This window comes from Ruegeria sp. CH11, assembly GCF_056537105.1.
On the sequence record NZ_JBQFQX010000002.1, the window covers coordinates 316,531 to 330,354 of the forward strand.

Genomic DNA, 13,824 nt, shown 5'->3' on the forward strand with positions numbered 1-13,824 from the left:
AACGACTTATGGGACGTATTCAACTCAAGTCAGTGACCAAAAGCTTCGGCGACGTTCAGGTCATTCCCCCGCTGGATCTGACCATTGGAGATGGCGAGTTTACCGTCTTCGTCGGCCCCTCGGGTTGTGGCAAGTCCACGCTGCTAAGGCTGATCGCCGGGCTGGAGGATATTACTTCGGGCTCTATCGACATCGATGGTGCAGATGCCACCGACGTGCCGCCTGCCAAGCGAGGTCTGGCGATGGTCTTTCAGTCCTACGCTTTGTATCCACATATGACGGTGCGCAAGAACATCGCCTTTCCGCTGCGCATGGCCAAGCTGGAACAGGCTGAAATCGACAAGCGCGTCGAGGGTGCAGCAAGCGTGCTGAACCTCACCGACTATCTGGACCGCCGGCCGGGCCAGTTGTCCGGTGGCCAGCGTCAGCGCGTCGCCATCGGTCGCGCCATCGTTCGCGAACCCGCAGCGTTCCTATTCGACGAGCCCTTATCCAACCTCGACGCCGCGCTTCGCGTTGGTATGCGGTTGGAGATCAGCGAACTGCACGAACGTCTGGCGACCACGATGATCTACGTCACCCACGATCAGGTCGAAGCCATGACCATGGCCGACAAGATCGTCGTTCTTCAGGCTGGAGTAATCGAACAGGTCGGCAGCCCGCTTGAGCTGTATCGGACACCGCGTAACCTGTTTGTTGCGGGCTTCATCGGATCGCCGAAGATGAATTTCATCGAAGGTGAAGCGGCCGCAAAACACGGGGCTCAAACCATCGGCATCCGTCCCGAACACATCACCGTTTCCGAAAGCGAAGGCGAATGGTCCGGGGTCGTCAGTGTCTCGGAACACCTTGGATCGGACACGTTTTTCCATGTTCACAACACCGGTTTGGCCGAAACGATCACTGTCCGCGCTGATGGCGAAGTTGGCTTTCGCCATGGGGACCGCATCCATCTGACGCCGCGAGCCGATGTGATTCACCGTTTTGACGCGAAAGGCTTGCGGATCGAATGACACGCCTGTCCGGCAAAACCGCCCTGATCACCGGGGCAGCACGGGGCATCGGGCTGGCCTTTGCCAAAACCTATGTGGCCGAGGGCGCGCGCGTCGCGGTGGCCGACATTGATCGCGAAGGGGCGCAGAACACTGCGAGGGAAATCGGTGAGGCCGCTTTGGCCATCGAAATGGATGTAACCAGCCAACAAAGCATCGATGCCGCCGTTGCGAGAACCGCCGCGCATTTCGGCCCGATCGACATTCTGATCAACAACGCAGCCATTTTCACCGCAGCTCCGATCGTGGAAATCGAGCGCGCCGACTACGACCGCGTGTTTGATATCAATGTTGCTGGTGCGCTGTTCACGATGCAGGCGGTCGCGCGCCATATGATCGAACACGGGACCAGAGGCCGGATCATCAACATGGCGTCTCAGGCCGGACGACGGGGTGAGCCTTTGGTTGCGGTCTACTGCGCCAGCAAGGCCGCGATCATATCTCTGACTCAATCTGCGGGCCTGAACCTGATCTCTCATGGGATCAACGTGAACGCCATCGCTCCGGGCGTGGTCGATGGCGAACATTGGGACGGCGTTGACGCATTCTTTGCAAGGCACGAAGGCAAAGCCCCCGGCCAGAAGAAACGCGAAGTTGCGGCGGCTGTCCCCTATGGACGGATGGGCCGCGCCGAGGACCTGACCGGCATGGCAGTGTTTCTGGCCTCTGACGAAGCGAAATACATCGTCGCGCAAACCTACAATGTCGATGGTGGAAACTGGATGAGCTGATGAACCCTGTGGCGAACGCAAAACCTCCGGTACGGCTAGGGCGCGACAGCCTTTCTAGCCTGCCCGCCACGGTCAGGACGCCGGCCTATGCGCCCACGGGCTTGACCCCAGGCATTGTGCATATCGGTTTGGGCAATTTCCATCGCGCGCATCAGGCCTGGTATATCCACCAGTTGATGCAACAGGGTCAGGCCCAAGATTGGGCTATTATCGGAGCCGGCGTGCGCGATTACGACGCCGACATGCGACAGCGTTTGCTGGCGCAGGACTGTCTAACAACTCTGATCGAACTGGACCCGAAGGGAACGTCCGCCGAGGTGATTGGTCCGATGATCGATTATCTGCCGATCGAGGCCAACAATGCGGCCCTTATCCGGACCATGTCAGACCCTTCCATTCGGATCGTTTCGCTGACAGTGACTGAAGGTGGCTACTATTTGGATGCCAACACAGGCGCGTTCAATCCCGATCATGCAGATATTCGTCACGATGCCGAGAACCCCGACCAGCCCCACACAGCCTTCGGCGCGATGGTCGCAGCCCTCGGTCACCGGCGCGCAAACGGTCTGGAACCCTTTACGGCGCTAAGCTGCGATAACCTTCCGGGCAACGGTGCAATATTGAGAACCTGCATCGTTGGTCTGGCGCGCTTGTCCGACCCGGAACTGGCCGACTGGATTGACCAGAGCGGTGCGTTTCCAAATTCAATGGTGGATTGCATCGTGCCAGCGACAACCGATCACGTTGTGTCGCAATGCCAAGCGTTTGGTGTTGACGATCATGTTCCCGTCTCGCATGAGAACTATCGTCAATGGGTGATTGAGGATGACTTTTGCGCGGGTCGACCACCTTTGGAACAGGTTGGCGTCACGCTGACCCAGGACGTTCATAGCTATGAAACGATGAAGCTGCGCATTCTGAACGGCGGTCACCAGTTACTTGCCAACGTTGGGGAAATTCTGAACATCCCGACGATTGCTGACTGTATGCAAGACGCTGAAATTGTGTCCTTTTTCGAGAAAGTTCAGGCGGAAGAGATCCTGCCCTATGTGGACGCCGTCCCCGGAACGACCGCCAGAGAATACCTTGGGTTGGTTGAGCGACGATTCGCGAACACAAAAATTCACGATACGACGCGCAGGGTTGCGTTCGACGGATCAGCACGACATCCGGGTTTTCTGTTGCCGTCGCTGCGTGATGCGCTTGCGTCAGGTTCTTCCGCGCAAGGGCTTGCGCTGGCCGAGGCATTCTGGTGCCGGATGTGTGCCGGTGTTCGCGAAGACGGCTCAGAAATCGCCCCCAATGATCCCCAATGGGAGAGCTTGCAAAATACCGCATTGGCGTCCAAGGCCGACCCAGAACTTTGGCTCGCACAACGCCAATACTATGGCGATGTTAAACACGCCTCAAACTTTGCCAAAGCCTTTGCTACGTGGCTAACCGCGATTTGGCAGAAGGGCAGCAGGGCCGTTTTGAATGCATATATTGCGGGTCGTTATGAGTCATTCTAATTTCGCACAATGAAAATCGGCTGCAACGTCGCGTTTATTGTCAGCGAAACAACAGATATCGGAGAAGAGCCCACACATCACTTAGACAGCCCGCCTCAATGATTGTCGATGAGGCGGGTGCATGGGTTTTGAACGGTCAGCCAACCACGGCCACAGATCGCTTGGGCTAATTCTAACGAAGCGCCTGCCCGTTTTCGTCAAAGAAGTGCAGCTTGTCCGTCGGGAAGTGTAGACCGATCTGAGCTCCCGGCTTTAAGTCGGTATCTCCGCTCAGGCGGACCGTTACCTTTTCTTCCGCGCCGCAATCGACGATCAGGAAAGTGTCAGCCCCCAGGTATTCAATCACCTCGACAAGCCCGTCGCTTTGGCCTTCGCCAGCAGCGACCACTTCAATATGCTCGGGTCTGACACCAAGGTTGACGGCTGTACCAGACCCGCCAAAGCTACCACCTCTGCCCTGTTCCAGAGTGTAGTTTTCACCCTGCGTCGTGCACGGCAATATGTTCATCTTGGGGCTGCCAATGAACTGGGCGACGAACAAATTTGCCGGGCGTTCATAGAGCTCGCGGGGTGTGCCGACTTGCGCGATTTTCCCAAACTCGAGAACCACGATTCGATCAGCGAGCGTCATGGCTTCGACCTGATCATGCGTCACATAGATCATGGTGCGCTTGAGGTTCTGATGGAGCTTGGCGATTTCGTAACGCATCTCGACCCGAAGAGCTGCATCAAGGTTCGACAATGGCTCGTCGAACAGAAAGGCAGTGGGGTCGCGCACAATTGAACGGCCAATGGCAACACGCTGACGCTGACCACCGGACAGGTCCTTTGGCCGGCGCTCCAGAAATGGTCCCAGCTTCAGAACGTCGGCTGCACGGCTGACCTGTTCATTAATCTCTGCTTTTGGAACGCCAGCCACCTTCAGCGAAAACCCCATATTCTCGGCGACCGTCAGGTGCGGATACAGCGCATATGACTGGAATACCATCGTAAGCCCACGTTTCGATGGCGGATGGTCCGTCACATCGTTGTCATTGATCAACAGTGACCCGCGCGAGATGTCCTCAAGCCCACCAATCATGCGCAACAGGGTCGATTTCCCACAGCCCGATGGCCCAACAAAGACAACGAATTCGCCTTCTTCGATTTTGAGGTCGATGCCCTTGATGACCTGGGCCGTACCAAACCATTTTTCGACCGATTTCAGTTCGATGCTACCCATTAGTTCCTCCCTGCCCAGTGCAGCCAGACCGCGGCTGTCCAGGTGAATGCATTGCCGCCTGCGGGGCTGCCTGAAATTGGGTCGAAATATTCGGCGAACCCATAGGAAGCGATCAGATCAGCGGTTTTTTGGCGCAGCTCTTCCGCTTGTTCGGGATGCCCCATCTCTGCCAGCCCAAACCCGATCATCATGTTCATGAAGGCCCAGGTCGGCCCGCGCCAATACCTTCGGGCATCAAATTTCGGCAGCGACGGGTCGTAACTGGGAATGGGGTAAGCGACGGCCGACAATATCGACGTCAAACGTTCAAGCATCTCAGCAGACTCGATACCCGCGTACCAACACAGATATGAGGCATTCGAGATGCTTCCGGCCCATTCTTGGGTGTGCGCGTCGCGTGAGTCAAAGCTCGCCAAGTCCTCATTCCAAAGCGAACGAGCACCAGCTTCCAGTCGGGCGATGTCTGCGTTCAGTCCATCAGCGGCCAGCCCAAGTTGGTCACTTAAGGCCAGCAAATCCCGCGCAGCGCGCAGAGTGATAAATGTCATCGTTGGATCGGCAACCCGAAACGGGTTTTGGGACAATAGTGTCGTCTGATCCCATTGCGACTGACGGCCAATCTGCACCAGCTTGATATATCGGTCATAGTCGAACTTGGTGGGCCGGTCGTCGCTGTTCACGTGGCTTGTGTCGCGCCGCTGATATTCGCCGACACCTGACGCATCCATGCGCGCCATCGAATTGTCCCAATCCGGCGCGTTGTCCCGGCCGGCCTCCCATGGGTGGGTGGTGCAGACCGCGCCAAAATCGTCGAGCCGCCATTTCATGATCCACCGGTGCCATGCAAGCAATTTGGGGAACAGCTCGCGCAGGTGGGCGTCACCAACTGCGGGATCTTTTTCCCAGATGCGGCGTGCCATCGTTGCGGCGACAGGAGGCTGAATGATTCCAGAGGATGGGATCGGGCCGCTGCATCCCCAGACATCTGGTCCGGGGAAATAGCCGTCATCCTGTTGGTGGAACAGGATATGTGGGACCATGCCGTCCTCCCATTGGCCGGTGAACAGCGTTTCGATTTCTGCCCAGGCGCGCTCGATGTCGAACTCGGCAAAGCCCAGCGCGGCGATCGCGCTGTCCCAGTTCCACTGGTATGGATAAAGCCCTTCAGTTGGGATCGTATAGCCGCCGCGATCATTGGCGATCAGGATATTGCGCGCCTCGCGGTCAGGGTTTGTATGTTGGTTCATCTCGGTCATCCTTTGACGGACCCCGCAGTCAGGCCCTTGGTCATGAAACGTTCAAGCCCCAGGAACAGCGCCATGATCGGCACAGTGGCAATTACCGCACCGGCCATCAGGTGCTGTCGGGGAATTTCCGAGGAGTTCAGCATCGTGACACCTCGGGTAAGCGTAAATTTCGACGGGTCATCCAGAAGCATGAAAGCGAGCAGGAACTCGTTCCAGGCAATCATGAAGACATAGAGCGACACCGAAGCCAGCGCAGGCAGGCTGAGTGGCAGGGTAATCTTCCAGATCACCGCCAGCCGCGACAGGCCATCCATCAGGCCGGCTTCTTCCACCTCGGTCGGCAGGCCACGGAAATAGCCTTGCAGCATATAAAGCGCGACCGGGATCGTTGTGACCGGATAGATCATCACGATGCCCAGGATCGAGTTACGCAACCCAGTCAGCGAGAAGGCGATGTAGATCGGCAGCGCCAGAACGATCATCGGTACCATGTAGATCAACAGGATCGAGCGCGAGAATGCTTTTTGTCCTTGGAACCGGAACCGCGCCACCGCATAGGCGCCGGGGACGCTGAACAGCAGTGTGATGAAAACGGTCAGCACCGAGACATAGAGTGACGTCCAAAGATAGGTCCCGAAATTGAAGTCCCTGAACAATTCCGTGTAGCTGCGGAACAGTGCCATGCCTTGGGACAGGTCAACCGAGAAATCCAGTGGATTCTGCAACAACGCCTGTTGGGATTTCAGGCTGGTCATCACCATGACGTAGAAGGGTATGATCACGATCGCGGTGAAGAAGATATAGCCGAAGCCGGTGCAGAAACGGATCACTGCATCCTCGAATTCGTGGCGGGTGAGTTCTCCGAACGGGGTTTCTTTCAGGATTGCGGCCAAAGACAGGTGCATCACAATCGCGATGCCAAGCACGGTGATCAACACCGCCTGCAACGACGTTTCCGACCCGATTAAAACCGGTCCAAACCCGGTCAGGCAGGACAGGCCCAACAGGGCCGAGATACCCAGACGAGCGGGTGCGCGCTGCGCTGGAAAGCGAACGTAGACCAGACCTGCGACAGCCCCCCAGATCAGGCTCAACAGAACCTGAGGACGGAATGCGGCCCCTGTGGAAAACGACATGGTGATTGCAACTGTCGTGGCGATCACGACCAGCCACAAAGCGCCCAATACGGGCCCTGTTATGTAACCATTGCGCATTACAGACCCTCCTCGCGGCTGATGAAGCGGAAGAAGACAAAGCTGAAAGTGATCAGGCACATCAGGATGACCACGGCCACGGCCGCACCTGCGCCGATATTCGAGATCGCAAAGGCCTGTTCATAGACGTTCACGGTCAAGGTTCGGGTGCCTGCATTGCCGCCGGTCAACAGGAAGATGTCGTCGAACTTGTTGAACGTCCAAATGAAGCGCAGCAGGAACAGCACCGACAGAATGCCCAGCAGTTGCGGGATACTGAGCAGCCAGAACTTCTGGAATGGTGAGGCCCCGTCCATGTCTGCCGCCTCATACATACTGGAGTCGATGGACTGCATTCGGGCCAGGATGAACAGGAAGGACAGCGGGAAATAGCGCCAGATCTCGAACACGGTCACCATGATCAGTGCCAGCGGTCGTTCACCGAAAAAGTTGATCGGGTCGTTGGTCAGCCCCATCTGGACCAACAGCGCATTGGCCGAGCCCGAGAACGGGTCAAACAGAGTGACCCATGTAAAGGCAACGGCGATCACAGGGGCAACATAGGGGAATAGATAGAGACCCCGAATGAAGCCCTGCCCGCGGAAACTTTTGTTCAACAGCAGGGCTGCGAACAACCCCATGACAAGCGCACCGATGGTTCCAAATACGGTGTAGAACAACGTGACCCAAAGCACGCCCCAGAACTCTGACCCGTCAAACACACGGGCAAAGTTCTCGAGGCTGAACTCGAAATTTGTAAGTACGTTTGGGCCGCTTCCGGTAACCTCGGGTTCCGAACCTTCGACCAGATCTTCAAACGCATCAGGATCACCATCGAGCGTGACGGCGATGCGAATGCGCTCGCGTTGTCCGCCGTCCAAGGTACCGAAGTCACAGAACAGGTCTTGCCCGTCCAGGACACAAGGAGAGGCGATCTCACCCACCGAGGTGACACCCTCGGGCAAGACATCGGTGAGGGTGACGCCCTCAACGGCAATCTCCTGACTGGAGTTGCGCAGGCGGTATTCGATGCGCAGATCATCGCCTGACCCGCGCAGGCTTTCGCGAACAACCGGCGCAGGCGGGCGCAGATCCGAAAGAGTAAAGGGCTTGAAGCTGATCCAGATTATCGCCAGCAGCGGCAGGATCACAACAAGAGACACGCTGATCACGGTCGGAGCCAGCAGCGCCCAGGCCAGACGCGCTTCGCGCTTGGCAAGAGCCCCGGTTCCGGTCGGGGGGGTGGCCGAAGTCATGGGATACCTCGAAGGGTTGGGTGCAGCGGCGCAAAGGCCGCTGCAAATGTCGCCAGGTTACTGAACCTTAGCGAGTTCCTCGTTCATCGCCGCAACGGCTGCGGCGGCATCGATTTCATCGTCGATATATTGGCGCACCACGCGGTTGATGGCCTGGCTGTTGATCATTTTCGACGCCAAAGCAAGCTGGCCTTCGGCAACGCCCCACCGTTGAGCCACGTCCAGACCACCAACGATTTCGTCGATCATCGTCTGGTCATAAAGCTCGCCCAACGGGGCTTTGCGATCAACGCCGACGGGCAGTTCAGCCCACGCCTCGGAAAAGGCGGCCGGGTTATCAGCGTTACCACGGCGAACCGGAAACTTACCTTCCGGCGCGATGGCCAAAGTCTGGGTGTACCCATCGTCCATGGCAAATTTGACAAACTCCATTGCCGCGTCAGTGTCAGCATCATTGGTGATCCCGAAATAACGCACGTCGCCCCAGGCGGCGCCATCGGGGTTGGACGGGCCCGAGAAGTTGGTGACGATTCCGGTTTTCGAGGCCAGGTCACGCGATGTCGGATCATCATTGATGGTGGGCGGCGCGCTGTCACGCAGACCGGCCAGTTCGTCCAGAATGAAAGGCGACCAGATGATCATCGCGGCTTTGCCATCGAAGTAAAGCTCACGCGACTGCTTCCAGTACAGTTCGCCCGGAGGGGAAGCTTTCGAGATCGCCTTGTAGAAGTCCAGTACCTCGATGGTCTTGGCTTCATCCAGCGGCTTGAAACCATCCGCACCAACGGGGGTCACGCCATTGGCAAGGAACACGTGCTCCAGAACCTGGCTCATAAAGTTCTCGTCGACCTTTGTGGCGGCCACAAACCCATACATCTCAGGCGGGTTGTGCAGCTTCTCCAACGCAGCCAGAACGTTCGCAAAAGAATTCGGGGCGTCCAGGCCAGCGTCGTCGAACAGGTCCTTGCGATAAACGACCATCTGCGTCCAACCATCGACCGGAACCGAGGCCGTTTCTCCGTTAAAGGCGGCCATACCCAGCGCCCCAGGTGCAAACGTGTCGGACCCGAGTTCTTCAATCACTTCCGTCGCTGCTTCGGTATCGAGAATACCTGCTTCGGCCCAAGGCAGGGCGTATTGCAACGGATGGTAAACAACATCCGGCAGATCACCGGCAGCAAATGCAGCTGTGGCGCGGGTGCCCAAATCCGTTTCGGTGACCGGGATAACCTCGACCGTTGTTCCGGTTTCAGCTTTGAACTGGTCGGCCATTTCCTGTTGTTTTGCAAGTCGCTCAGGCTGTTCCTCGGTTGTCCAGAAACGGATGGTATCGGCCTGAACAGACAGTGCTGTCACGATAAGCGCCAGTGATGACCCCAGCATCAGGCGCGATGCTTTAGGTGTGAGTCTCATAGTCGGTCTCCTCCCCGGTTATGATCAGAAAAAAGTTGGATTTTTTGCGCCAACTCCATCGGAGTCAGCCTTGGTGGTCCATCGGATTCTCGTTCGATAAGAACGGCTTCGCTAAGCTCGCGCAGGCTTTCGGGTTCTTCACCACGCGTTTGCCGTATGAGCATTGTGGCGAGGCGCTCGCCCGCGCGCTGCGAGTCAACGCTGAAAGTCGTCAGCCCGGGATTGACGTATTGGCATTCAGGGATGCCGTCATAGCCAAGAACCGACAGGTCCTTTCCGATCTCAAGGCCAAGATCAGCGCAAACTTTGTAGCAACCCAAAGCCGCCAGGTCGGTTGCGAATACGATCGCGGTGGGCGGTTGCTCTAGATTCAACAACGCAATTGCCTCAACCGCACCCTCCTCGCGCGTCCGCGCCCCTTCGCGGATCAAATCAGGATCGTCCGGCAAACCAGCAGCTTTGAGACCTTCGAGATACCCATCGCGACGCAGGTGGCTGTAGTTGAACTTTGGATCACTGCCGACATAACCGATGCGTTTATGGCCGAAACCTGCCAATCGACCGACCGCATTTCGAATTGCGGTTTCACCGGAAATATCGAACCAGGACATGCCATCCATGGGATCCGCTTGCCCATATTCGGTTCGACCGTAGAGAATGAACGGAACTTGCAGATCCCTCAGATACTTGACGCGCGCGTCATCAACTTCTGTTCGGGGCAAGATGAAGCCATCAGCTTTGCGCTCTTCGACAAGACGACCCAGAACGTTGAGCATGTCGCTCTCGGATTTTGAGGTTGAGATCGTCATCGTCCAATCAAAAGCGCTTGCGGCCTCGCAGGCGCCAGCAAGGAAATCCTGAAGGAACGGATTGTGCCGGTCCGGCTCTTCACTGTTGATGACCATTGCAATGGCGCGCACTTTCCCGGTTCGGATGGCCTGCGCATGGCTGAGAGGGCGGTAACCCATCTTGCGCGCGGTTACCTCTACCCGCTTTCTCGTGGCTTCAGAGATATCCGAATATCCGTTCAATGCGCGTGAAACCGTGCTCTTCGACAGGCCGAGGTGACCAGCCAGTTCATCCAGTTTTACCCGCCCTGATGAGGACGGGTTCAAGCGCCTTGCTTCGCTCTGCTGCAATTTGGGATTCGCTATCATTCTCTAATTTGTCCGTTCCGAAACCGGTTTCGGCAACAAAAAAGTCACATAATTCGCGCGGACACGTTGATCCCTGCGATTTTGCGCTTTGGAAGAGCCGCCTATTCGACGTGAAATCTGTGCAGGGCTCAGCTGCGGGTGCGGCGCTTACCCAGTGAATACATGGCCAACAATGCTTGGAAGCAGCACGCCCAACTCTAACGCCGTAGTTGGCACTCTGACCTCACGTTTCCGCAAGTTTACCAGCTGGCTGAGGACGGCTGGTCAAAAGGACCAATACCAGAAACGACAAGTTCAACAGAACATTGACTGGCGCGCCTGCAGCTAAGGATCCCGCGCTGTCGGTACAAAACCAGACCCAGGTGGCGAGTTTCGCGACTTTTGCCGCCGCGGTTGCGGAAAGTGGCGCGACGTAGGTTCCCAACGCCCATTGCATCGCCCCCAATCCGGCAGTCAAGCCGCCAATGATCACAAGCAGCAAGGGCGACGGAACAGGCAGGTCAGATGGGACCGCGTGGAACGGCCAGTGTGCAACACTCAGAAAAAGATGCGCAGGAAAGCGCATTACCGGCAGCACGGTAAGTGCAAACAGAATTCCAATGGCGAATAGAATGCCACCGGACAGGCGCATCGCGGATTGTTGTCGGGTCATGGTATCCTCCATCATTGCAAGCCCTTCATGCTGCCAATGTCCGACCCAAAGCAATTACGTCAGAGGTAAGTGATTTCTGTCCGTGCGGTCGCTATGCTGACCTTATGACGCCTTATCCCGGTTTATTGAAAGAATGGCGGAAACGCCGCAGGATGAGCCAGCTTGATCTGGCGATCGAGGCCGATGTCAGTGCGCGACACATTTCCTTTTTGGAAACGGGTCGATCCAGACCGAGCCCTGACATGATACTGCACCTGTCCGAAGTGTTGGGGGTTCCCGTCGACACCAGAAATCAGATGATGCGCGCAGAAGGCTTTGCCCCTCGATTTGCCAGGACGCCCCTCGATGACGCCGCAATGGCGCCAATCCGAAGCGCAGTTGAATGGACCCTCAAACAGCATGAGCCCTATCCCGGCATGGTACTGGACCGGGTTTGGAGTCTCGTCAGGCTCAACCGACCTGCCCAAGCGCTCTTTGCGCCGCTCGGAATGGAACCCGGGCAAAGCCTGCTGTCACTTCTGACGAGCCCGCGCATGGTAGAACTTGTCGAGAATTGGCCCGAGGTGGCTCATCATTTTGTGCTCAGACTGCGTGCGGAAAGTGCCAACGCTGGCGGGATACCAGAGTTGGAAACGGCGGTCCGCGCGCTCGCACCGCATGCCAAGCCGTGCATTGATTTGGCCGTGGGACCGACCGTTCCCGCAGTCTATCGCTTTGGCGATTATCGTGTTTCAATGTTTGGAACGATCGCTCAGTTCAGCACGGTCACGGACGTGACGCTTGACGACCTGAAGATTGAACTCTTCTTCCCGTCTGACGAAGACAGCGCAGCCTTTCTCAAAGCACTTTCCAATCTGAGTTGAGACCTGCGATCGTCCGCCTCAGCGATATTTCAAAGCCATGGCAACGGGGCTTTCGGCCAAAGCCGTCCGCACGTTCGGCCTAAGTTTTGAATAGGGTATGTTCTCTAGATGGCAGGGGAATTGCCCGGGGGCTGCGCACAGTAGAACCTCTTGCGCAATCGGTTCAAAATCCGCGCGGAAATGGGTCGTGCTTTTGACACACAGTATCCTGGCGCTTTCCGGATCCAGGCCAAATTGTCGAAACTGGGCCAGGTCCAGGCACTGATTCCGGATGCTGGTGACCACGACCTGCACATTCGTGCCGACGATCTGCAATGCGGCTGACGGACCCAGCGTTGCGACGCCACCCCCGTACATCTCACCTGTATAGGTAATTTGACCATCGCTTAGATGTTGTATTCTGACTTTGGCGCGCAACGGGGTTTCGTTTGGGCCGCGCCCGCCGATGGAGGCGTCGAATACTGCGCCCAATCTGGCTTCATGAGCCGTGGTCGCCAAGTCAGGATCATGCATCAGCCCCAAAAAAGTGGGTGGAACATCCTGCCGTAACAACTCTTGCAGCAGACCCGTTGTATCAGAAGATCCGCCCGCCCCGGGATTGTCCTGGACGTCTGCAATTACAACCGGCCTGCCGCTATAGGCTTGCTGGGCGCGCCGTACCGCCTCGGTCGGCGTAAGCAAGGGAAAGTCGAATTCCGCTTCGGCCGCAGCCAGCCAATTCGCGACAGTGTCAGCAGCGGCGTCTGCACTGGCCTGATCAGGTCCATAGGCAACAATTGATGGCCCGGTGTCGGCAATGTCGGCTGCGGTAAAACCCAGCGCCAGTTCAACCAACCGCGTTTCCGGCCCGTCGAATTTTTCCAGGCCGGTATATAGGGTTCGCGCCGGGCCTGAGTTTGTAGATTGCGCATGAAGCGGGATCAGGTACCCGCCTTGCCGCCACGCTTTTTCGGGGCGCCCGAGGCGACGAATGGCGTCGAGCATGTGATAGGCGCGCATACCCGTTTCCGCCATATCCAGATGCGGATAGGTCCTAAAAATGGTCAGCGCGTCTGATTGTTCGACCATCTCCCGCGTAACGTTGGCATGCATGTCAAGGCTGGCGACAAGAGGAATATCGGGCCCGATCACATCCCTCACGCGGGTTAACAACTCGCCTTCGCCATCATCAAAGGATTCCGTGACCATCGCACCGTGCAGATCCAGATAAACCGCGTCCAATGAGGTCTGGTTCTCCAGACCTCTGACAATCCGCCCGGCGATCGTTTCGAAGGCGTCGTCGGTCACCTTGCCATTGGGTTCGGCGGCGCACCACAGAATGGGAACCAGGTCATGCCCTGCAGCGGCCGACGCAAACCCCGCCGCAGGAAGGTTCATGCCCCGCGTCGTTTCCAACACCTCGTGACCGGTCAGCATCGCAGGCCAGCTGTCGGCTTGTATGAAATCGCCTAGTGTTGTTGGCGTGGCGACAAAGGTATTGGTTTCATGCTGAAATCCGGCAATTGCAATTCTCATGGTGTGCTGTCG

At 57.2% G+C, this 13,824-nt stretch carries 12 protein-coding genes; 4 read left to right on the top strand and 8 right to left on the bottom strand.

Annotation, left to right across the window (positions count from 1 at the left end; translation table 11 throughout):
* Positions 1-8: 8 nt before the first annotated feature.
* The 3 genes from ACR0LX_RS05410 to ACR0LX_RS05420 are packed head-to-tail and all read left to right on the top strand — an operon-like array spanning position 9 to position 3,294.
* Positions 9-1,013 (top strand): ABC transporter ATP-binding protein, encoded by a 1,005-nt coding sequence (locus ACR0LX_RS05410; RefSeq protein ID WP_480782832.1) that lies wholly within the window; start codon positions 9-11, stop codon positions 1,011-1,013.
* A complete protein-coding gene (locus ACR0LX_RS05415) occupies positions 1,010-1,783 on the top strand; it encodes an L-iditol 2-dehydrogenase (protein WP_480782833.1) in 774 nt (257 codons plus the stop codon). Before ACR0LX_RS05410 ends, ACR0LX_RS05415 begins: the two co-directional genes overlap by 4 nt.
* The gene (locus ACR0LX_RS05420; RefSeq protein WP_480782834.1) at positions 1,783-3,294 is read left to right on the top strand and encodes a mannitol dehydrogenase family protein; all 1,512 of its coding nucleotides are present in this window, start codon (positions 1,783-1,785) and stop codon (positions 3,292-3,294) included. Before ACR0LX_RS05415 ends, ACR0LX_RS05420 begins: the two co-directional genes overlap by 1 nt.
* A 172-nt stretch (positions 3,295-3,466) precedes the next feature.
* Here ACR0LX_RS05420 and ACR0LX_RS05425 read toward each other — a convergent pair whose 3' ends face one another.
* From ACR0LX_RS05425 to ACR0LX_RS05455, 7 genes are all read right to left on the bottom strand, one after another.
* Positions 3,467-4,516 (bottom strand): ABC transporter ATP-binding protein, encoded by a 1,050-nt coding sequence (locus tag ACR0LX_RS05425; RefSeq protein ID WP_480782835.1) that lies wholly within the window; start codon positions 4,514-4,516, stop codon positions 3,467-3,469.
* On the bottom strand, positions 4,516-5,763 hold the full coding sequence (locus tag ACR0LX_RS05430) for an MGH1-like glycoside hydrolase domain-containing protein (protein ID WP_480782836.1): 1,248 nt from the start codon (positions 5,761-5,763) through the stop codon (positions 4,516-4,518). The genes ACR0LX_RS05425 and ACR0LX_RS05430 overlap by 1 nt, the downstream gene beginning before the upstream one ends.
* 5 nt (positions 5,764-5,768) lie before the next feature.
* Positions 5,769-6,977 carry a carbohydrate ABC transporter permease gene (locus ACR0LX_RS05435; protein WP_480782837.1) on the bottom strand — a complete coding sequence of 403 codons (1,209 nt, stop codon included), beginning with the start codon at positions 6,975-6,977 and terminating at the stop codon, positions 5,769-5,771.
* Positions 6,977-8,212, bottom strand: coding sequence for a carbohydrate ABC transporter permease (locus tag ACR0LX_RS05440; RefSeq protein ID WP_480577812.1), 1,236 nt, complete (start codon positions 8,210-8,212; stop codon positions 6,977-6,979). Before ACR0LX_RS05440 ends, ACR0LX_RS05435 begins: the two co-directional genes overlap by 1 nt.
* A 57-nt stretch (positions 8,213-8,269) precedes the next feature.
* Positions 8,270-9,625 (bottom strand): ABC transporter substrate-binding protein, encoded by a 1,356-nt coding sequence (locus ACR0LX_RS05445; RefSeq protein ID WP_480577809.1) that lies wholly within the window; start codon positions 9,623-9,625, stop codon positions 8,270-8,272.
* On the bottom strand, positions 9,622-10,782 hold the full coding sequence (locus ACR0LX_RS05450) for a LacI family DNA-binding transcriptional regulator (protein ID WP_480782838.1): 1,161 nt from the start codon (positions 10,780-10,782) through the stop codon (positions 9,622-9,624). Before ACR0LX_RS05450 ends, ACR0LX_RS05445 begins: the two co-directional genes overlap by 4 nt.
* Before the next feature lie 223 nt (positions 10,783-11,005).
* Complete coding sequence (locus ACR0LX_RS05455) at positions 11,006-11,434, bottom strand: hypothetical protein (protein ID WP_480782839.1); 429 nt, start codon at positions 11,432-11,434, stop codon at positions 11,006-11,008.
* A 104-nt stretch (positions 11,435-11,538) separates the two neighbouring features.
* Here ACR0LX_RS05455 and ACR0LX_RS05460 point away from each other — a divergent pair, with 104 nt between their 5' ends.
* Positions 11,539-12,297, top strand: coding sequence for a helix-turn-helix domain-containing protein (locus ACR0LX_RS05460; RefSeq protein ID WP_480782840.1), 759 nt, complete (start codon positions 11,539-11,541; stop codon positions 12,295-12,297).
* Positions 12,298-12,315: 18 nt separating this feature from the next.
* On the opposite strand, the gene ACR0LX_RS05465 is transcribed toward ACR0LX_RS05460, so the two are convergent.
* Positions 12,316-13,812, bottom strand: coding sequence for a M81 family metallopeptidase (locus ACR0LX_RS05465; protein ID WP_480782841.1), 1,497 nt, complete (start codon positions 13,810-13,812; stop codon positions 12,316-12,318).
* Between the last annotated feature and the right edge of the window lie 12 nt (positions 13,813-13,824).